Source organism: Shewanella sp. VK101 (assembly GCF_056497865.1).
Window position 1 is genome coordinate 366,246 of the sequence record NZ_CM151402.1, and the last position, 19,853, is coordinate 386,098.

The 19,853-nt window shown below is 54.8% G+C and carries 17 protein-coding genes; 8 read left to right on the top strand and 9 right to left on the bottom strand.

Annotated elements, in window-relative coordinates:
- The first annotated feature begins 4 nt into the window (after positions 1-4).
- The 4 genes from ACSHSR_RS01745 (at position 5) to ACSHSR_RS01760 (ending at position 2,631) form a co-directional block, all read left to right on the top strand.
- Positions 5-298, top strand: coding sequence for a DUF3630 family protein (locus ACSHSR_RS01745; RefSeq protein ID WP_144134341.1), 294 nt, complete (start codon positions 5-7; stop codon positions 296-298).
- Positions 295-1,296, top strand: coding sequence for a serine/threonine protein kinase (locus ACSHSR_RS01750; RefSeq protein WP_208182640.1), 1,002 nt, complete (start codon positions 295-297; stop codon positions 1,294-1,296). The genes ACSHSR_RS01745 and ACSHSR_RS01750 overlap by 4 nt, the downstream gene beginning before the upstream one ends.
- Before the next feature lie 159 nt (positions 1,297-1,455).
- A complete protein-coding gene (locus ACSHSR_RS01755) occupies positions 1,456-2,067 on the top strand; it encodes a thiol:disulfide interchange protein DsbA/DsbL (protein WP_025889862.1) in 612 nt (203 codons plus the stop codon).
- 351 nt (positions 2,068-2,418) lie between these two features.
- Entirely contained in the window at positions 2,419-2,631 is a 213-nt protein-coding gene (locus ACSHSR_RS01760; protein WP_025010850.1) for a DUF1107 domain-containing protein, read from the top strand.
- A 2-nt stretch (positions 2,632-2,633) separates the two neighbouring features.
- On the opposite strand, the gene zapB is transcribed toward ACSHSR_RS01760, so the two are convergent.
- Entirely contained in the window at positions 2,634-2,837 is a 204-nt protein-coding gene (gene zapB / locus ACSHSR_RS01765) for a cell division protein ZapB (protein ID WP_025010851.1), read from the bottom strand.
- 202 nt (positions 2,838-3,039) lie between these two features.
- Here zapB and ACSHSR_RS01770 point away from each other — a divergent pair, with 202 nt between their 5' ends.
- The gene (locus ACSHSR_RS01770) at positions 3,040-3,387 is read left to right on the top strand and encodes a RidA family protein (RefSeq protein ID WP_028781133.1); all 348 of its coding nucleotides are present in this window, start codon (positions 3,040-3,042) and stop codon (positions 3,385-3,387) included.
- Here ACSHSR_RS01770 and ACSHSR_RS01775 read toward each other — a convergent pair.
- Entirely contained in the window at positions 3,384-3,662 is a 279-nt protein-coding gene (locus ACSHSR_RS01775; protein ID WP_028781134.1) for a Rho-binding antiterminator, read from the bottom strand. The genes ACSHSR_RS01770 and ACSHSR_RS01775 overlap by 4 nt on opposite strands.
- Before the next feature lie 277 nt (positions 3,663-3,939).
- Positions 3,940-4,494, bottom strand: a complete 555-nt coding sequence (locus ACSHSR_RS01780; protein WP_025010852.1) for an outer membrane beta-barrel protein — start codon at positions 4,492-4,494, stop codon at positions 3,940-3,942.
- Between the two features lie 236 nt (positions 4,495-4,730).
- Here ACSHSR_RS01780 and ACSHSR_RS01785 point away from each other — a divergent pair, with 236 nt between their 5' ends.
- Positions 4,731-6,089: an esterase/lipase family protein gene (locus ACSHSR_RS01785; RefSeq protein ID WP_345874811.1), complete on the top strand. Its 1,359-nt coding sequence runs from the start codon at positions 4,731-4,733 to the stop codon at positions 6,087-6,089.
- Positions 6,090-6,194: 105 nt separating this feature from the next.
- Positions 6,195-7,286: a branched-chain amino acid aminotransferase gene (locus ACSHSR_RS01790; protein ID WP_025889864.1), complete on the top strand. Its 1,092-nt coding sequence runs from the start codon at positions 6,195-6,197 to the stop codon at positions 7,284-7,286.
- 60 nt (positions 7,287-7,346) lie between these two features.
- Here the strand turns inward: ACSHSR_RS01790 and ACSHSR_RS01795 are convergent, their stop codons facing one another.
- The 6 genes from ACSHSR_RS01795 to ACSHSR_RS01820 all read right to left on the bottom strand — a co-directional run bounded on the left by ACSHSR_RS01795 (position 7,347) and on the right by ACSHSR_RS01820 (position 18,910).
- A complete protein-coding gene (locus tag ACSHSR_RS01795; protein ID WP_479631191.1) occupies positions 7,347-11,783 on the bottom strand; it encodes an EAL domain-containing protein in 4,437 nt (1,478 codons plus the stop codon).
- Between the two features lie 227 nt (positions 11,784-12,010).
- Positions 12,011-13,210: a 2-methylaconitate cis-trans isomerase PrpF gene (gene prpF / locus ACSHSR_RS01800; RefSeq protein ID WP_123115532.1), complete on the bottom strand. Its 1,200-nt coding sequence runs from the start codon at positions 13,208-13,210 to the stop codon at positions 12,011-12,013.
- Positions 13,211-13,295: 85 nt separating this feature from the next.
- The gene (gene acnD, locus ACSHSR_RS01805) at positions 13,296-15,887 is read right to left on the bottom strand and encodes a Fe/S-dependent 2-methylisocitrate dehydratase AcnD (RefSeq protein ID WP_208189707.1); all 2,592 of its coding nucleotides are present in this window, start codon (positions 15,885-15,887) and stop codon (positions 13,296-13,298) included.
- Between the two features lie 104 nt (positions 15,888-15,991).
- Positions 15,992-17,116: a bifunctional 2-methylcitrate synthase/citrate synthase gene (gene prpC / locus ACSHSR_RS01810; protein ID WP_025889866.1), complete on the bottom strand. Its 1,125-nt coding sequence runs from the start codon at positions 17,114-17,116 to the stop codon at positions 15,992-15,994.
- 180 nt (positions 17,117-17,296) lie between these two features.
- Positions 17,297-18,172, bottom strand: coding sequence for a methylisocitrate lyase (gene prpB, locus ACSHSR_RS01815; RefSeq protein WP_025889867.1), 876 nt, complete (start codon positions 18,170-18,172; stop codon positions 17,297-17,299).
- Between the two features lie 12 nt (positions 18,173-18,184).
- Positions 18,185-18,910, bottom strand: a complete 726-nt coding sequence (locus ACSHSR_RS01820; protein WP_025889868.1) for a GntR family transcriptional regulator — start codon at positions 18,908-18,910, stop codon at positions 18,185-18,187.
- Positions 18,911-19,327: 417 nt separating this feature from the next.
- Between ACSHSR_RS01820 and ACSHSR_RS01825 the strand changes: the two genes are divergently transcribed.
- On the top strand, positions 19,328-19,825 hold the full coding sequence (locus tag ACSHSR_RS01825) for a 2-thiouracil desulfurase family protein (protein ID WP_071237708.1): 498 nt from the start codon (positions 19,328-19,330) through the stop codon (positions 19,823-19,825).
- Positions 19,826-19,853: the final 28 nt, after the last annotated feature.

Below are 19,853 nucleotides of genomic sequence, written 5' to 3' on the forward strand. Positions count from 1 at the left end.
AAAAATGCAGTATCAAAATCTTAGCTTGGATCCCGAGCATAAAACCCTGTCGATGACGGCCGGGGTCGAGTTCGAAGCCTTCGACAGCTTTGCCGAGCCCCTGTGCCGGGCGCTCGATGCCAAGGTGCTGGAGCGGCAATGGGGGGCTGATCGTCACCAATGGCTGCTGGATTTTGAAGGCAGTCTCTTGTGGCTCAACTATGAGTTCTACGGCGATGTGTGCTGGTTGAGCTGCCAGAATGAACAAGACTGGGATGTGTTGGTATACCTGAAGCACTTACTGGAGTCACAGGCATGACAGAAAAGCAGGCCACGGCGGCGTTTCATTATCGGGATCTTTCCCCTGAACTGATTTTGGATGCCATCGAAAGTCTGGCGATTTACCCCGAGACGGGGCTAACGCCACTCAACAGCTATGAGAACCGGGTCTATCAGTTTCGTTGCGATCGTGGCCAGAGGTACGTGGTTAAGTTCTATCGCCCCGAGCGTTGGACCGATGCCCAGATTTTGGAAGAGCATGAATTTACGTTCGAGCTGGCCGAAGCCGAGATCCCCATTGCTGCACCTGTGGTGCTCGACGGCTGCAGTCTGCATCACTTCAAAGAGTGGCGTTTTGCGCTGTTTCCTTCCATAGGCGGTCGCAGCTTTGAGGTGGACAACCTGGATCAGATAGAGGGTGCCGGCCAGTTCATCGGCCGTTTGCACCAGTATTCCCGTGGCAGCCTGTTCAAACAGCGCCTGAATCTGACGCCGACAACCCTTGGTACTCCGGCGCTGGAACAATTGCAGCGCACAGAGCTGATCCCGAACGCTTTGCGGGAACATCTGCTCGAGGCGGCGTTAAGCCTCTTCTCTGAGCTGCAGCGGCGCTGGCAAGGTATCGAATACCAGAGTATGCGTCTGCATGGCGATCTGCATCCCGGCAATATTCTCTGGACCCCCAATGGCCCCGGGTTTGTCGATCTCGACGATGCCTGCAACGGCCCTGCGGTGCAAGATCTGTGGATGATGCTGTCCGGCGACAGGCAGCAACAGACGTTGCAGTTGGAGGTATTGCTGGAGGCCTACGAGGCCTTCTCCAACTTCGATACCAAAGAGCTGCAGTTGATAGAGCCACTCAGAGCTCTGCGAATGCTGCATTACAACGCCTGGCTGGCCAAGCGCTGGGACGACCCCGCGTTTCCGCGCCACTTCCCCTGGTTTGCGACCGAAGAATACTGGCAACAGCAGTTGCAAGCCTTTAAAGAACAGCAACAGCGCCTGGATGAAGCGTCACTGAGTCTTATTCTTTATTGAGGCTGCATCGAACGAGTGCCGGGCGTTGAGGATATGGCCGCCCGGCATTTGGATTTAACAAAAAGGGAACTCAGAGCTTGAGTTCGACTCAAAAAGAAGATTATGTTATTCAGCAACTCCAGCAGTGTTGGCTGAAATTTTAATAAACAAGGAACTCCAATGAAGAAAATCCTGATGTTGGCGGCGGCATTTTTGCTGCTTCCCCTGGCGGCCACAGCGGCCCAGTACAAAGAAGGCGTGCATTATACTGTGGTTAGTGAAGGCCCCGCCTCCGCCAAGCCTGAAATCACAGAGTTTTTCTCTTTCTACTGTCCTCATTGCTATAACTTTGAAAAGAACGTGATCCCCAAGCTGAAGGCTCGTCTGCCCGAAGGTGTGGCTTTTGAGCAAAACCATGTCGACTTTATCGGCCGCGAGATGGGTGTTGAGATGTCCCGTGCTTTCGCCACTGCCGAAGTACTGAAGGTGTCTGATAAGGTCAATCATGCCATGTTCAGCGCCATTCAGGACAAGAAGCAGCATTTCACCAATCGTGATGACATCAAGGCTATCTTTGTTGCCAATGGTGTGGATCCCAAGCAGTTTGATTCTGCGGCCAACTCTTTTATGGTCAACAGCATGGTGGCTAACATGAAGCGCAACACAGAAAACGCCAAGATCTCAGGTGTTCCAGCGCTGGTGGTGAATGGTAAGTATCGGGTTGAAACCGGTGCCATCAAGTCTTATGACGAGATGTTGGATATTGCTATCTATCTGACTCAGCTGAAATAATTTAGCATCTAAATACAAAAAAGGGCCTTAATGGCCCTTTTTTGTTACCCGGAAAACAGCTGGGCATAAAGCAAAAAAAAACCGTACTCCCTGGTCGCAAGAAGCACGGATTAGAGCCATAGGGCTCAGTTTTTACCCTGAGTAACGGCTTTACTCTAGCAGTGCGTCAAAAAATTGGCAAGTGTTGCTTTATTGACTAATCTGCATGGGCGAGAGGTATAACAGCAAGATTTTTAGAACAAAGGCGCATATTTGCGAATTTTGACTCATTTTCCTGGATTGAAATGAAACCTTCCACCGGGTTAGGGGGTCAAAACTTCGGGATCGGAAATCAACTAAAGGAGGTTTCTCGTGCGTGTATTTCCTGTCTATGCTCCCAAGCTGATTGTCAAACACGTAAGGATATTCTTGACCGGCGCCGTCTGGGTGAAAGATCTGGGAAGATTAGAGTTTGATAAAGGGCGCTTTTTGCTGCCGAGAAAAAGCCTGCCAAAGGTAAAGCAGGCTATCATGGAATTGAACGAACTCATTGAAACTCAGAATAGCCAAGCTAAAACCGTTTAGATTCAGTTGACTTCGTCGTTGAGCAGACCAACAAGGCCGGTGACTTTCTCGTTCCACGAGTTGAGATCTTGCTGAAGTTGTTGGTTTTGCTCTATCAGATGGGCATTCTTCTGCTTTTCTTCTTCCAGCTCCATTTTCAGAAGCTCAATATTTTCGAGCGCGGCCTGGATCTTGGTCTCCAGTTTGGACAGTAATTCTAGGCTCATACAGGAGTCCTTAAATAGTTGGGCGAATGAGATATTGATTCTATCAGTGCCGCTGGCTTAAGGAATAGCTCTTATCTCCAAGTGTCCAAAAAATATGCGATAAAATTGGCTGTTTGGCAGTTTTTTTCACTTATCTGAACCACAACTGTCCCAAGCCGACTTTTGCCGGATAAAATAACGGTTTTCACCTGGAACCAAGCCGATGACAATTCAACGTATCGATACCAATCCGCGCATGAGCAGCATAGTGATCCACAACAACACGGTTTATCTCTGTGGTCAGGTTGCCAAGGATAAGTTTGCCGATATTCAGCAGCAGACCCGTACCATGCTCGAAGAGGTGGATGAACTGCTCAAGCGGGCTGGCAGTAGTCGTGAGCGGATCCTCTCTGCGACTATCTACCTGAAACAGATGAGCGATTATGATGCCATGAATGCTATCTGGGATGCCTGGCTACCGGCGGGGCATGCACCGGCCAGAGCCTGTGTGGAGGCGGCTATTGCCGAACCCGAGTATCTGGTGGAAGTCTCGGTTATTGCGGCGATTTAAATCTCACAGCCGGCCGAGGCAATCAGCACTCGGCCAAACTCGGCGCCTTCCTGCTCAGGTGTGATAGCCAGCAGTTGATCCATTCGAATGGCGCGGTTGCTGGTGGCCGTTTGCACCAGCAGCCACTCGCTCTTGTCGGGACGGGTCTCGGTGATCAGCGCCTTGCCATGCAGTATCTCTCCTTGCAACAGCTCTATTTTCAGCGGATAACCGCGAATACAGGCCAACTCCAGGTAATCATAGCGGCCGCAATCTATGGCTTGGTAAGGTTTCATATCTTGGTCTTTTAGTTTGAAGTTAAATAATGCGCTTCCAGATGGAAGCTTGAGCTATCCAAAGTTGCACCTGCTTCCATGCAGAATGGTATAAAAGTAGTTCGAATTTTCACTTATACCAAAATAACTTGCAGTAAATTGTGAGACATGAACCTGGTGGGGGAGTGGCTTGCTAAAGTCGCTGTATCGTCGTGGCTGTTAACCATGCCACTCGATTCAAGAAGAGATATTAAACAAAAAGCCCCATAAATGGGGCTTTTTAGAGGCTGGAGTTTGGCTAGAATCGATAGTCGACACTCAGGTACAGTTGCTGGGTGTTATCCAGTGCATATTTGCCTGAGTCTATCTTGTTGTCATAGTCCTGCTTCAGATAGCGATAACCTATCTCGGTATTGAGATTGTCGCTCAGCTTATACACCAGACCTGTCTGACCACCCCAGACAAAATTATTGTCTGATTCCAGGGCACCGCTGTCCGGTGCCGTGTGGTTGATACCGGCGCTGGCACCGACAAACCAGTTCAGTTTGTTGGCCTGATCCAAACCTATCAGGTAGTCATAGGAAACCAGTCCCATCTGCTGCTTGGCAAAGTCATCGCTGTTGTAGCTGTACGTCGCGTAGAGACGCTGGTTGGGGGTCAGGAAGGCACCACCACGCAGCATGTAGACGGCATTGCGATCATCATCGCTGAACTTGCCGCCATCAGTGGGCTTATGAGAGTAGTCATTTTGCTGCGCACCAACACCGCCGCCAACAAACCAGTCAGCTGCAAAAGAAGGGGCTGAGAAAGCGAGAGCCGCAGCGGAAGCCAGTACTAGAGATTGAATTTTCATAATTTACTCCTGGATCCGGGGAAGTCCGGATGGCTGTTTTTAAGCCGGGTCAACTTGTGTTCATCGGCAGGTTAGGACTGCTTTACTGAACTCCACCTGAATGAGAGCTGGATCGGGTTTTTAATCGTATGTATTGGCTTTTTGTGTTAAAAAACCTGATGTTAGAAATTCCAATTGTTGTGGGTCAGTGATGGGTTTGTGGTCGAAAAATAGACTGTTAACCTGAGGGAAAAGGGATGAGACTGGTATTTGTACACGGCTGGAGTGTGACGTCCACAGAGACCTATGGTTATTTGCCGCAGGCATTGGCCAAGCTGGCAGACACTGAGCTTGAGGTGAGTCATCTGCACCTGGGACGCTACATCAGTTTTCAGGACCAGGTGAAGTTGGAGGACGTTGCGCTGGCCTTCGAGTCTGCCAGACGTGAAGTGCTGGGGGATGAACCTTTCGCTGTGATCACCCACAGCACTGGAGCAGCCGTGATACGTTGCTGGTTGGAGACCTTCTTCGGAGCCCAAAAATTGGCGGCTTGTCCCGTGACTCATATGATCATGCTGGCACCGGCCAACCACGGCTCCGCCTTGGCACAGCTTGGCAAGTCGCGCCTCGCCAGGATTAAGGCCTGGTTCGATGGATTGGAGCCGGGGCAGAAGATCCTCGACTGGTTGGAGCTGGGCAGCCTGGGGCAGGCTGCTTTAAGTAAAGCCTGGTTGAACTATGATTTTGAGGCCGCTCGGCTTTGGCCCTTGGTGCTGACCGGCGAAAGTATAGATGCGTCCCTCTATGATTATCTCAACTCCTATACCGCCGAGCCGGGCTCGGATGGTGTCGTGCGGGTCGCCGCGGCGAATATGAATTATGCTCGGTTGCAATTGGTGGAGCAGGCACAGGAATGTGACAGCTTTGATGGTGCCTGCGTGGCCAAGCTGGCGCCGGAAAGTTTCATTCAGGCCCCTGTCAGTGGCTTCGGCATTATTCCCAAGGCCTGCCACAGCAAAGAGAAAATGGGGATCATGCGTTCCGTCAGTCGTAGAAACGCTGCCAACAAGCCGGTAGTGCAGGCGATTCTGAATTGGTTGAAGGTCGACTCGGTAGAGGCTTACCGCCGTGCCTGTCAGGAGCTTACGCGGCAAACCCAAAGCCGGACCACCAAGAAGCGTTACACCATGCTGGTGATTCGGGTGTGGGATGATACCGGCGCCGCCATAGAGGATTTCGATTTTTATCTGCTCAGTGGCGAGCAGTATCTGCCGGGTATTCTGCCAAGAGGCTTTATGCAGGATAAGCAGCGCAACCAGCAGAGCCCCAACTGCCTGACCCTGTATCTGGATGCCGCCAAGATGCAGACCCTGTCTCAAGGGAAAATCGGCTTTAAGTTGGTACCGCGCCCAGATGATGGCGCCTGTTATTATCGTGCGGTTGAGTTCCAGTCTGATGCCGGCGCGGTATCCAGGCTGTTAAAGGAGGACGCCACTTTGGAAGTGGATCTCTTGCTTAAGCGGCACAGGGATGCAGGGCTGTTTACTCTGGTCAGCCCTGAAGAGGGCGGCGACTTTTCCCGCTTAGCTCCCCAGGGGGAACTTACCGATATTTGATGGCTAAATTTTTTACAGTACTCCTGCTGGACACAGGCCTTGGTCCTCTTGACATTATTCCGGGCGCTCCCTAGTCTGCTTGAACAATAGTCAAGGTGGTAAGCAATGGAAATCAAGTATCAGTTAAAGCCCGCCGCAGAGCGTCGCTCAGAGCAGTTTTGCCCTGAAGGTAATGTTGGCTTTGGTCGTCTGCGCACCGACCATATGTTCATGATGGATTATTATGATGGCGAGTGGCGGGATCCCCGCATCGTCCCCTACGGTCCGTTTGAGATGGCTCCCGGCGCGATGGCGCTGCATTATGGTCAGAGTATTTTTGAGGGCGCCAAGGCCTTTATGCATGAAGACGGTGAGATTTATACCTTCCGTCTCAACAAGAATGCCGAACGCATGAACCGCTCTGCCGATATCGTCTGTATTCCCAATATTGATGAAGCCATGCAGCTTAAGGCGATCAATGCCCTTATCGATGTCGACCGTCTCTGGTTCCCCATGCAGGACGGGGCTTGCCTCTATATTCGGCCCTTTATTTTTGCCACCGAAGACAGACTGTCAGTCAGCCCGGCCAACCGCTACACCTTCTGTGTGGTGATGAGCCCCAGCGGCGCCTACTATGGTGAGAGCCTCAATGCCATTCGCCTGCTGATCAGTAAAGAATTCCACCGTGCAGTATCCGGTGGTACCGGTGCCTCCAAGGCCGCTGGCAACTATGCCGCTTCACTGCGTGCCGGTAAGGCTGCCGCGGCTCACGGTGCTTCCCAGGTGCTGTATCTGGACTCGACCAATGAATATATCGAAGAAGCCGGGGCGATGAACCACTTCCATATTCTCAAGGATGGCACAGTGATCATCCCTGAGTTTACCGATACCATACTCAAGTCGATCACCTCACAGTCTATTATTGAGCTGGCGCCACTGCTTGGCTGTGATGTCCGCCAGGAGCAGGTCAAACTGGATGATTTTATTGCAGGTGTCGAGTCGGGCGAGATCATCGAAGCCGGCGGTTTCGGCACAGCAGCCGTGGTTTCTCCGGTCGGCTCCTACATTTTTGAAGATGGCCGGGTGGTCACTGTTGGTGACGGCAAGGTGGGTGAACATGTCAGTCGCATCTATCGAATCTTCACCGAAATCCAGAAAGGGCACAGACAAGGCCCTCAAGGTTGGGTTTGCAAAGTGCCCAGGCTGGAGAAGGCATAAGCCAATAACTAATTATTGATAAAGCGCGGCCATTTGAGCCGCGTTTTTTATGGGGTGATGCTATTTTCGGCCGAGTAAGGCTTGTGCTTGCGCTTCTGTCATTGGGCGCCCCAGCAGGAAGCCCTGGGCCTGATCGCAGCCCTGGGCGGCGAGGAAGTTAAGCTGGGCCTGGGTTTCTACCCCTTCTGCCACCACCTGTAACTCCAGGCTGTGAGCCAGGACTATGATGGCGCTGGTAATGGCGGCATCGTCCGGGTCTTTGGTGATATCACGGACAAACTCGCGGTCAATCTTCAAAGTGTTCAGCGGGAAACGCTTGAGATAGGCCAGACTGGAGTAGCCGGTTCCGAAGTCATCGACCGCCAGGCTTAACCCCAACCCCTTCAGTTGATTGAGTATTTCCACTGATTCCAGCGGTTGCTGCATCACAGCCGACTCTGTCAGCTCTATCTCAAGTAGATCTGCAGCCAGACCATGCATGGCAAGAGCAACCTCTATGCTGGAAATAATGTCAGTCTGCAGCTGTTTGGCGGAGATATTGATCGCTATCGGAACCGCTTCCAGCCCCTGATTCTGCCAGCGCTCCAGTTGACTGCAGACACTCAGCAGTACCCACTGACCTATGGCGTTGACCAGGCCGGTTTCCTCGGCCAGCGGAATAAACTCCGCCGGAGAAATAGGCCCCAGATCCTGGCTTTCCCAGCGCAGCAGGGCCTCCATGCCGGTGAGTTTACCGGTATGGACGCAGAATTTGGGTTGGTACAGCAGATAGAATTCGTCGCGATCCAGCGCCTGTTTCAGCCCGGCTTCCAGCTGCACATGGCGCACCGCATAGGCGTTGAGTTTAGCTGTGTAGAACTGGAAGTTATTGCGCCCCAGCGACTTGGCATGGTACATGGCGGTATCGGCAAACTTCAGCAATTCCAGCGCCTCTTCGGCATCATCCGGATAGAGGCTGATACCTATGGATGGTGAAACATTGAGGCTGAAATTCTCCAGTGCGAAGGGGCGCTCGAACGCTGCCAGCAGTTTTTCGGCTATAACGGTCGCCGCCTTGGTTTTTTGCAGGCCTTCGAGGATGATGATGAACTCGTCACCGCCCAGACGGGCAACCGTATCTCCATCTCTTATCGCTTGGGTCAGTCTGGAGGAAACCGCTTTCAGCAGTTGATCGCCCACATGATGGCCCAGAGAATCGTTAATGTGTTTGAACCTGTCCAGATCCAGAAACAGCAGGGCGACCATGTTACGGTTACGGTGCGCCTGGCGCAGGGCATGATCCAGTCTGTCCTGGAACAAAGTGCGATTGGGCAGGCCGGTGAGCTGATCATAGTTGGCCAACAGGCGCAGGTCTTCCTCGGCCTGTTTGCGGTCTGTGATATCGGTAAATACCACCACGAAATGGCTGGCTTCGCCCTGGCTGTTGAGCACCTGGTTGACTTCCATCCATACCAGCAGCGGCTGCTTGCTGTGGGTGCGAATCTGCACTTCACCGGACCAGTGTTTTTGGTTCAGCAATTGATGCTCTATCTGCTGATAGAAGCTTCTGGCGTAGAGTCCTCGGGTCAGGAACAGGAAAGACTTGCCGGAGATCTTCTGTTCGTTGAAGCCGGTAGTGCTGCAAAACGCCGGATTGACCGAGATGATGCGGTAGTTGAGATCGCAGACCACCACAGACTCATTCATGCTTTCCAGTACCTGGGAGGATAGCCGCAGTGCCTCTTCCTGGCCACGGCGCATGCTGATATCCGTGTAGGTGCCCGCCAGGCGCAGTGGTTTGCCACTACGGTCGCGTTCGACTATTTTACCGCGATCCAATACCCAGCCCCAGTGCGTGTTGCCAAGCTTGATACGATACTCGGCCTCGAAGAATTCGGCATCCCCCTGCAGGTAACTCTCCAGTGCCGCTTGAACATGGGGCCTGTCGTCGGGATGTACCAGCGCCATCTGCCGACTGGCGTTGGTTTCCAGTGGTGCTTCCGAGCCTTGTTTGGGGCCGGTAACGAAGAAGCGATCGTCTTCCAACTGCCAGTCCCACATCCGGTCACCCGAGCCCCAGAGCGCCAGTTTCAGCCTCTCTTCAGAAAGCTGGATATTGGACTGGGTTTGCTGCTCGAGACGACGTTGTGACAGGAAACGCCTTAGCCAAAGGCCAAACAACAACAGCGCCAGTGCCAGATAAAACAGATTAGCCAGGGTGGTGCGGTAAAAAGGGGCCGGCACTGTGAGTTTTAACAACAGTTGCTCATGTCCTTCGGGATTGTGTTGCAACTGATGGCGGGCAAACAGCCGATAGTCGCCGGGCGCCAAATTGGTATAGCTGATCTCGTGCAGCGACTGGGCCGGATGCCAACTCTTGTCCCAGCCTTCAAGGAAAAAGCTGAATCTGTGGCGTTGGGGATAGGCAAAATCCAGTGCCGTGATCTCAAAGCTTATTAACTGCTCACTGTAGGGAATCGTCAGCTCGGGTATATGGCCAAGATCCAGCCTGGGAAAATAGCTGTTGCCCAGGCGGTAACCGGCCAGGGCCAGTTTGGGTTGTTTGCGTACCTTGGGCACCTGCTGAGGGTAGAAATGGTTCAACCCATTGATGCCTCCAAACCAGATACTGCCATCCTTGTCCTGCCAACTGACATTGCCGTTGAATTCCAGCGCCTGCAAACCTTCATATTCGTTGAAGGTCAGCACCTTTTCCTTATCGATGGCAAAGCGGCTGATCCCTGAATTACTGCTGAGCCAGAGGTCGCCGCTCTTGTCCTGCTCCATGGCATAGACGGTATTGCCCGGTAATCCCTGATTACGGCCGAAGTGTTGCAGCTCATCCTGGCGCAGGCGACTGAGGCCACCGTGAGTGGCAAACCAGATATTGCCGTCCCTGTCTCTGAGAATATCCCGCACCATGGGATTGGCCAGGCGATCACCGCGGATGATCTGCTGTTGGCCCGTGTCAGGTTGCAGCCAGTAAGCGCCATTGGTGGTGCCGACCCAGATGCCGTTGTTGGCCGTGGTCAGGCTGAGGATCATCTGCGACTGTGGCCCTTCTTCAAGATACTCGTTGACAAAGTGGGCCTGAAAAACACCGGTTTCCGGGTCGAAATGGTATAAAGTGTTGCCGGCACCGAGCCAGATCTGTTCATCTGGGCTGATGATCAAATCGCGAATACCGGGTTCGTTGCCCGGGGGCCGATACAGCTGCATTTGGCCGCTTTTGTTCAGTCTTATCAAGCCTTCACTGCTGGCCAGCCATAGCCTCCGGCTGCTGTCCTCGGTAATCGCCCTGATAGTGAGGTCCAAAAAGGATTCATCCTGCCCAAGTAGTTTGGCGAGCTGGCTGTTGTGGGAGAAAAATCGGCCATCTTGATCCATATGAAATAAGCCGGCCCTGTCGGTGCCCAAATACAGCAAGCCGTCGCCGGAGCGGAAAATGGCGCGGATATTGTTGTCCCGCTGGCGTTCCAGGGGTTGTTGATTGTTGTAGATATGCTCGAAATACTGCCGGGCCAGGTTCACCTTGTCTATGCCTGAAAACAGGCTGCCAATCCACAGAATACCGTTGTTGTCCTGCAGCAGGCTGTAGACATCATTATCGCTGAGGCTATTGGGATCGGATGGGTCATAGCGATAGTGCCTGGCTTGCCACTGGCCTTCTTTAAGTTGTAGCTGGATAAGCCCCGTCTGTTGGCCCCCTAGCCAGATGCCGCCCCTGCTGTCAAAGATAAACTCCAGAATGCCCCGATTGGGCGTTGGCAGCCGGTAGATGAACTCTGGGTTTTTCAGCCCGGGCGGATAACGCCAGAGTGCATCATCGATAACCAGCCACAGGGCGCCATCTTCGCTCTGGCGAGCCTGTACCGGATGACCATGTTCGACATCGGGTAAGGGCAGGGGCTTGAGTCCTTCATTACGCAAAACCAGCAAACCATCACTTTGGGTGCCAATCAGCAGGGCATCTTTTCCTATGGGAGTCAGTACCCGGATATCGGCGCTGATATTTTGCCCCAGTGACAACTCATGCAGCTCGCCGCTGATCGTATCCAGGGCGTAGAGTCCATTGCCGCTTCCGACCCAGAGTGTCTCACCCACCAGAGTCAGGCGGTTGATTCTTTTGCTGTTGATCCCCTTGTCACGGCCAACGGGAGTGAATACTCCCGTCTGTAGATCCAGGCGGTTCAGTCCGCCGTTGAAGGTGCCGATCCACAACTGTCCCCGGCTATCCTGCAGTATGTCGGTGACATGATTATCCGACAATGTCTGGCTGTGGTAGGGGTCATGTTGAAACAGAGTAAATTCGATGCCGTTGTAACTGTGCAGTCCATCCTGGGTGCCAATCCACAAAATGCCCGCCTTGTCCTGGTAGAGGCTGGTGATGCTGTTCTGATTCAGGCCATTCATGCTGCTGACATGCTGGAATCTGAGCTGGGGCGCAGGTTCTGCCCTGAGCTCAAACAGGCAAACAGATAACAGTAGAGCGGCGAGTAGGCAGCAGATCCGAGACAAGAGGCCCTCTTTTTTCAGTAGGTTTTTGATTGGTGAGAATTTATTTTATAACAGATTTCTTTTCTCAGTTTGGCAAACTTTATCGCACTTTATCCTACTTTGTTGCCCCGTTGATAACAGAAAGGAAAAAAGGCCCCGCCGGAAGGGAGGAAGCGGAGCCTTTTGGAAAGGGGAGAGGCAATCGACAGCAGTGTTATCAACGACTGCCATCGAAAACCACGTTATTGTTAGAAACTGTCGTCCGGAATCCGTACTGCGCCTTCCATCAGGATACGCGCCGAGCGACTCATGATGGCCTTGGTCACCTGCCACTGGCCGTCCTTGAATTCGGCCTCGGCGCCGACTTTCAAGGTGCCAGATGGATGGCCGAAGCGTACCGAACTGCGCTCACCGCCACCGGCCGCCAGGTTAACCAGGGTGCCCGGGATAGCCGCGGCCGTGCCTATGGCCACTGCCGCCGTGCCCATCATGGCGTGGTGCAATTTACCCATTGACAGAGCGCGAACCAAGAGGTCGACATCGGTTTCTGCCAGCTGTTTGCCACTGGAAACCTGATGCGCCTGCGGTTTGGCTACAAACGCTACCTTGGGAGTGTGTTGGCGGGTTTCGGCTTCGGATAGATCCTTAATCAGCCCCATGGCCAGCGCGCCGTGTGCCCTAAGTAGTTCAAAGCGAGCCAGCGCCTCGGGATCGCCGTTGATCTCCGGCTGCAGCTCGGTGCCTTGATAGCCGAGATCGGCGGCATTGACGAAAATGGTCGGGATCCCGGCGTTGATCAGCGTTGCCTGAATTTTACCGCTGGGGTGTACTTGGGTGGGAACCGTCAGCTCATCCACCAGCTTGCCGGTAGGGAACATGGCGCCGCCGTCTTCTCCATCATCGGCGGGGTCGATAAATTCCAGCACAATTTCGGCGGCGGGGAAGGTGACACCGTCGAGCTCAAAGTCACCGGTTTCCTGCACTTCTCCGGCGCTGACCGGCACTTTGGCGATAATGGTCTTGCCGATATTGGCCTGCCAAATCCGCACTTCGCAGATGCCGTTTTCCGGTACCCGTTCCGGGGCCACCAGACCGGCATGCAGGGCAAAGGCGCCGGCCGCGGTGGAAAGGTTGCCGCAGTTGCCGCTCCAGTCGACAAATGGCTTATCTATGGAGACCTGACCATAGAGGTAGTCTACGTCGTGACCGGGAACCTGGCTGGCATTCATGATCACGCATTTGCTGGTACTCGAGGTCGCGCCGCCCATGCCGTCAGTGTGTTTGCCGTAGGGGTCAGGGCTGCCGATGACCCGCATCAACAAGGCGTCGCGGGCCGGGCCGGGCACTCTGGCCGCCTCGGGCAGTTTGTCCAGGCGGAAGAACACTCCCTTACTGGTGCCGCCGCGCATATAGGTGGCGGGAATTTTTATCTGTGGTTTAAATGCCATGGCATTGGATCCTTTGACATAAGTATTCTTATCAGTCGGCCATAACCTTGGCTATGGCCGACTTGGTCACGCATCAAGGGCCGACTTAAACATTGCCCTGCAAGAAGTCCTGCGCGAAGCGCTGCAGTACACCACCGGCTTCATAGATGGTTACTTCCTCAGCGGTATCCAGGCGGCAGCGCACAGGTACTTCCACCGTTTCGCCATTGCTGCGATGCAGCAACAGGGTCAGGGTGGCGCCGGGAGTGCGCTCGCCGAGAACGTCGAAGGTTTCTGTGCCATCTATGCCCAGGGTCAGCCTGTCGGTCCCCGGGAAGAACTCCAGCGGCAGCACGCCCATGCCTATCAGGTTGGTTCGGTGAATGCGCTCGAAGCCTTCGGCCACAATCGCCTCGACTCCGGCCAGACGCACGCCCTTGGCAGCCCAGTCACGGCTGGAGCCCTGGCCATAGTCTTTACCGGCTATGATGCACAGGGGTTGCTTGCGCTCCATGTAGGTTTCTATCGCTTCCCACATGCGTACCTGTTGCCCTTCGGGCTCGATACGGGCCAGCGAGCCCTGGATCACCTTGCCGTTGTCGTCCTTGACCATTTCGTTGAACAGTTTGGGGTTGGCAAAGGTGGCCCGTTGAGCCGTCAGATGGTCACCCCTGTGGGTGGCGTAGGAGTTGAAGTCTTCCTCCGGCAAGCCCATCTTGGCCAGGTATTCGCCGGCGGCGCTGGATGGCAGAATGGCGTTCGATGGCGACAGGTGATCCGTGGTGATGTTGTCACCCAATACTGCCAGTGGCCGCATCCCCTTGAGCGCACGTTCACCGGCCAGGGCGCCTTCCCAGTAGGGTGGGCGACGGATATAGGTGCTCATTGGGCGCCAGTCATACAGAGGGTCGACCCCATCACCGTATTCCACGGCGATATTGAACATGGGCTCATACACCTTGCGGAACTGCTCCGGCTTGACCGACGACTTGACGATGGCATCTATCTCTTCGTCGCTGGGCCAGATGTCCTTGAGGGTTACGGCGTTGCCGTTCTGATCTGTGCCGAGTGCGTCTTTCTCTATGTCGAAACGCACAGTCCCTGCAATGGCGTAGGCCACTACCAAAGGCGGCGAGGCCAGGAATGCCTGCTTGGCATAGGGGTGGATCCGGCCATCGAAGTTACGGTTACCGGACAATACCGCGGTGGCGTATAGATCTCTGTCGATCACTTCCTGCTGGATTTTGGGATCGAGCGCGCCGCTCATGCCGTTACATGTGGTACAGGCGAAGGCGACTATGCCAAAGCCCAGCTGTTCCAGGTAAGGCAATAGCCCTGCCTCGCGCAGATAGAGATCCACCGCCTTGGAACCGGGTGCCAGAGAGGTCTTGACCCAAGGCTTGCGTACCAAGCCTTTTTCCACTGCGTTGCGGGCGATAAGGCCGGCGGCAATCACGTTGCGTGGGTTACTGGTGTTGGTACAGCTGGTGATGGCGGCGATAATCACTGCGCCGTCCGGCATCAGGCCTTCCTGCTGCTCTACCTTGCCGGCAATGCCTTTGGCGGCCAAGTCGCTGGTGGCCAAACGGGCATGCGGGTTGGAAGGACCGGCCATGTTGCGCACCACGGAGGAGAGATCGAACTCCAGCACCCGCTCATATTCGGCGCCTTCGAGGCTGTCGGCCCACAGACCCGTGGTCTTGGCATAGTTTTCCACCAGCGCCACCTGCTGGTCATCACGGCCGGTGAGGCGCAGATAATCTATGGTTTGCTGATCGATATAGAACATGGCGGCAGTGGCGCCATATTCGGGAGTCATGTTGGAGATGGTCGCCCTGTCACCCAGGGTCAGGCTGGCGGCGCCTTCACCGAAGAATTCCAGATAGGCACCCACCACCCGCTCTTTACGCAGGAATTCGGTCAGCGCCAGCACTATATCCGTGGCGGTAATGCCGGGAGCGGCCTTGCCGGTCAGCTTGACGCCGACTATGTCCGGCAGGCGCATCCAGGAGGCGCGGCCGAGCATCACGCTTTCGGCTTCCAGGCCACCCACGCCTATGGCGATCACCCCGAGGGCATCCACGTGTGGTGTGTGGCTGTCGGTGCCGACACAGGTGTCCGGGAAGGCTACGCCGTCGCGGCTCTGCACTACGGGGGACATCTTCTCCAGGTTGATCTGGTGCATGATGCCGTTACCGGGCGGGATCACATCGACGTTTTTAAAGGCCGTCTTGGTCCAGTTGATAAAGTGGAATCTGTCTTCGTTGCGTCTGTCTTCAACGGCGCGGTTTTTCTCGAAGGCATCCGCTTCAAAGCCGGGGTGTTCCACTGCCAGAGAGTGATCCACAATCAGCTGGGTTGGCACCACAGGGTTAACCTTGGCCGGATCGCCACCCTTGTCGGCGATGGCATCACGCAGACCGGCCAAATCAACCAGTGCTGTTTGGCCGAGAATGTCGTGACACACCACCCGCGCCGGGAACCAGGGGAAGTCCAGATCCCGTTTGCGTTCGATTATCTGTTCGAGGAAGTCGTTGAGCCTGCCTGGCTCGGCGCGGCGGACCAGGTTTTCGGCCAACACCCGCGAGGTGTAGGGCAGTTTGGCATAGGCTCCGGGGCTGATGGCCTCGACCGCGGCGCGGGTATCGAAATACTCGAGGCTGGTGCCGGGCAGGGGAATTCGGTAATTGGTATTCATGAGTTCTGTCCACTGAGAAGCAACTGCAAAAAGAGCCGGGCCCCTGCTCACTTGGGTGCCCGCTCTTGCTCATTCATCGGGCGACCGTTTGGCCGCCGCCGGGATCAACGCTCGCTGAGAGGCGTCACCTTGCGTGGCTCAACTCCAACATAATCGGCACTCGGGCGGATAATGCGGTTGTTGGCGCGCTGCTCCATCACATGCGCGGCCCAGCCGGTGAGGCGGGAGCAAACGAAGATGGGGGTAAACAGCTTGGTGGGGATCCCCATGAAGTGATAGGCACTGGCGTGGAAGAAGTCGGCGTTACAGAAGAGTTTCTTCTCTTCCCACATAAGGGCTTCACAGGCGACAGAAACGCGATAGAGGCGATCATCACCATATTCCTGCGCCAGCTTTTCCGACCACTCTTTGATGATCACGTTGCGGGGGTCAGACTCGCGGTAGATGGCGTGACCAAAGCCCATGATCTTCTCTTTGCGCTCCAGCTTGCCCTTGAGCACTTCGCGGGCATGGTCTTCATCGCGCATATCCTGAATCAGCTCCATCGCCGCCTCGTTGGCGCCGCCGTGCAGAGGGCCGCGCAGTGAGCCAATGGCGCCTGTTATGCAGGAATGCATGTCAGACAGGGTAGAGGCACAAACCCGGGCGGTGAAGGTAGAGGCGTTGAATTCGTGCTCGGCGTAGAGGATCAGTGACACATCCATAACCCTGGCATGCAGGGCCGATGGAGCTTCGCCGTGCAGCAGGTGCAGGAAGTGGGCGCCTATCTGGTCGTCATGGGTTTCTGTGTCTATACGCACGCCGTCATGGCTGTAGCGATACCAGTAACAGATGATGGAAGGAAATGCCGCCAGCAGACGGTCGGCCACTTCACTCTGCTCGGAGAAATCTTTTTCGGTTTCCAGGTTACCCAGCATGGAGCAACCGGTACGCATAACGTCCATAGGGTGGGCATCGGCCGGGATCCGCTCCAGCACCTCTTTCAGTGCCTGTGGCAGGCCGCGCATGCCTTTGAGTTTCTGACGATAGGCCGCCAGTTGAGTTTCGGTGGGCAGTTCGCCGTAAAGGATCAGGTAGGCCACTTCCTCGAAGCTGACGTTTTCGGCCAGATCTTTGACGTCATAGCCGCGGTAGGTCAGGCCTGAGCCGGACTTACCGACTGTGCTCAGTGAAGTTTCGCCTGCGCTTTGGCCGCGTAATCCGGCGCCGCTCAGTTTCTTGTCAGTCATAATGCATTCCCTCTTCCGTTACACTCTTGTCAATTTGTTGGCCAGCCATGGCTGGTCTGGTATGCGGTTGCCTTTTTCAGCGCTCTGGGGCGCTGTGTAGGGCGGCAACCCCGGGTGTTTCTTGGGGCAAACCCAGCAACCGGCGCGTCTGCGCCGGTCAATCATCCCTGGATTCAGCCGTTACTTTTGGCTGAACAGCTCATCGAGCTTGGTTTCGTAGTGGTGGTAGCCGAGGAACTTATACAGCTCTTCACGGGTTTGCATGGCATCGACCACATTGCGTTGATGACCGTCGGCCATCAGTGCCTGCATCACTTTCAGGGCGGCCAGGTTGGCGGCGCGGAAGGTGCTCAGTGGGTAGAGCACCATGTCGGCACCGGCTTCGGCCAGTTGTTCCTTGTTGAACAGTTCTGTCTTGCCGAATTCGGTCATGTTGGCCAGGATCGGGGCGTTGACGGCCGCCTTGAATCGACGGTACTGATCCAGCTCGGTCAGCGCCTCGGCAAAGATCATGTCGGCACCCGCCTCGATATAGGCCTGGGCGCGTTCAATACCGGCATCCAGCCCTTCCACGGCAACTGCGTCTGTGCGAGCCATGATGACGAAGTTCTCATCTGTGCGGGCATCCACAGCGGCCTTGATACGGTCAACCATCTCTTCGGTGCTGACCACGGCCTTGTTGGGTCTGTGACCACAGCGTTTCTGTGACACCTGATCTTCCATATGCACGGCGGCAACACCGGCCTTTTCAAATTCCTTGATGGTGCGGGCAATGTTGAAGGCGCCGCCCCAGCCTGTGTCTATGTCGACCAGCAGCGGCAGTTCGGTGGCCGATGTGATACGGCCGGCATCGATCAGCACATCGTTCATTGAGGTCATGCCCAGATCCGGCAGGCCGTAAGAGGCGTTGGCGACACCGGCACCGGAAAGGTACAGGGCCTGAACACCGGATTGCTCGGCCATCAGGGCGAAATAGGCATTGGTGGTTCCCACGATTTGAAGCGGCTTGGCCTTGGCCAGAGCCTGGCGGAATCTGAGTCCTGCGCTGCGAGTCATCTGTTTGCTTCCTTATATTGAGTCCAGGGCGGCATGCTCCGCCTGAAGCTGTTTGAGTCTGAGTTCGGTATTGCGCCGTCCCTGTTCGATATGACGGCGCATCAGCAAGCCGGCCAGTTCGGCATCGCGCTGTGCTATGGCTTCGACGATGCGTCTGTGCTCGGCAATGGCTTTGACCGGGCGGTTCTTATTGGTGCATTGATAGCGATACATTCTCAGCAGGTGATATAAGCCGCCGATCAGGGTTTCCTGCAGGTGCTTGTTACCGCTGGCGCGGATGATCTGGTAGTGAAAGTCCACATCACCCTCTTCCTGAAAATAGGTATCGCCTTCTGCCAGCGCCGCTTCCTGACGGGCCAGCAGTTGCCATAACTGGCTGAGCTGCTCATCGGTTATCCGTTTGGCGGCCAGTTCACAGGCCATGGCTTCCAGCGTGCTGCGCAGTTCGTAGAGGTCGTTGAGCTCAGCCACTGTCATGGCGGCGACTCTGGCACCCACATGGGGGATACGTACTACCAAGCGCTGACGCTCGAGGATTTGCAAGGCCTCACGGGTTGGACCACGGCTGATACCGTACTTGAGTGCCAGCGCCTGCTCGTTGATCTTGCTGCCGGGAGCCAACTCACCCTTGATGATGCTGGTCTGAATTTGCACCAGGATCTGATCCACCAGGGTACTGCTCTTCTCCGGAGTGGCTTTATCAACGCCGTTTTTGTCCAATACAGGTGCCTGAGTCACTGCTTAAGTTTCGCTCGATTGTTAACAATGGTTCGACATTAGATGTGATCTGGGTCATTGTCAACAATGCCTTTACCTAGACGTAAGTCTAATAATTTGGTGTTTTTGGTGGTTAAACCCTTACTTAACATTGTCTTGGGTTTATTTTTTAAACTTGCTGTTAGCATGGGTTTACACTTGCTATTGCAACTATTGTCGACAATCCCGTTTTAAACAGTTTTCTTGAGGGGCGACTGATAGAATGCTCCTTGTCAGCGGCAGACAAGGAAAAGAGCGAAGCTTGTTATCCGTAGCAGTGTCCCAGACCCTGGGCCGTTAAACCGAGAGCATGAGCCACTGCCAATTAGGGGAGGGCGGTTGCCCGGAGTGAATCGTTCGAGTGAGGAGAGAGGCAAGAGTGACAAGAGTGGACAAAGCATGAGCGCAGAAATCATCAACACAGCAAAACCGAATCGGATATTGATAAGCGCCTGTTTATTGGGGCAAGAAGTACGCTATGACGGTGGCCATAACTTGCTCAATGATGCCAGAATGCAGCTATGGCAGGCCCAAGGGCGGCTGGTGCCTTTCTGCCCCGAGTGCGCCGGCGGCTTGCCGACACCCAGAGCTCCGGCCGAACAGATACAGGGACGAGTGCTGACCTGTGACGGTGAGGACGTGACAGAGGCCTTTGAGCGAGGCGCCGAGCTGGCACTGGCCAAGGCGCAGCAACAGCAAGTGGTTGCGGCCATTCTCAAGGCCCGCAGCCCTTCCTGTGGCAAAGGCAAGATTTACGATGGCAGTTTCTCCCGCCAACTCATAGAGGGCGACGGCGTGACCGCCGCCTTGCTGATGCGTCATGGCATTCAAGTGTTCAGCGAATTTGAGCTGGATGCTGCCGAGAAGTATCTGACTGAATGTGATAAAAGCGCTTGAGTCGAAATACTCAGTTTTAAAACAACAA

Excerpts from the sequence above, each read along its gene's own strand:
- ACSHSR_RS01750 (WP_208182640.1), top strand. The coding sequence starts at position 295 with ATGACAGAAAAGCAGGCCACGGCGGCGTTTCATTATCGGGATCTTTCC.
- ACSHSR_RS01755 (WP_025889862.1), top strand. The coding sequence starts at position 1,456 with ATGAAGAAAATCCTGATGTTGGCGGCGGCATTTTTGCTGCTTCCCCTG.
- ACSHSR_RS01745 (WP_144134341.1), top strand. The coding sequence starts at position 5 with ATGCAGTATCAAAATCTTAGCTTGGATCCCGAGCATAAAACCCTGTCG.
- ACSHSR_RS01775 (WP_028781134.1), bottom strand. The coding sequence starts at position 3,662 with ATGAAACCTTACCAAGCCATAGATTGCGGCCGCTATGATTACCTGGAG.
- acnD (WP_208189707.1), bottom strand. The coding sequence starts at position 15,887 with ATGAATACCAATTACCGAATTCCCCTGCCCGGCACCAGCCTCGAGTAT.
- zapB (WP_025010851.1), bottom strand. The coding sequence starts at position 2,837 with ATGAGCCTAGAATTACTGTCCAAACTGGAGACCAAGATCCAGGCCGCG.
- ACSHSR_RS01770 (WP_028781133.1), top strand. The coding sequence starts at position 3,040 with ATGACAATTCAACGTATCGATACCAATCCGCGCATGAGCAGCATAGTG.
- prpF (WP_123115532.1), bottom strand. The coding sequence starts at position 13,210 with ATGGCATTTAAACCACAGATAAAAATTCCCGCCACCTATATGCGCGGC.
- prpC (WP_025889866.1), bottom strand. The coding sequence starts at position 17,116 with ATGACTGACAAGAAACTGAGCGGCGCCGGATTACGCGGCCAAAGCGCA.
- ACSHSR_RS01790 (WP_025889864.1), top strand. The coding sequence starts at position 6,195 with ATGGAAATCAAGTATCAGTTAAAGCCCGCCGCAGAGCGTCGCTCAGAG.
- ACSHSR_RS01780 (WP_025010852.1), bottom strand. The coding sequence starts at position 4,494 with ATGAAAATTCAATCTCTAGTACTGGCTTCCGCTGCGGCTCTCGCTTTC.
- ACSHSR_RS01785 (WP_345874811.1), top strand. The coding sequence starts at position 4,731 with ATGAGACTGGTATTTGTACACGGCTGGAGTGTGACGTCCACAGAGACC.
- prpB (WP_025889867.1), bottom strand. The coding sequence starts at position 18,172 with ATGACTCGCAGCGCAGGACTCAGATTCCGCCAGGCTCTGGCCAAGGCC.
- ACSHSR_RS01825 (WP_071237708.1), top strand. The coding sequence starts at position 19,328 with ATGAGCGCAGAAATCATCAACACAGCAAAACCGAATCGGATATTGATA.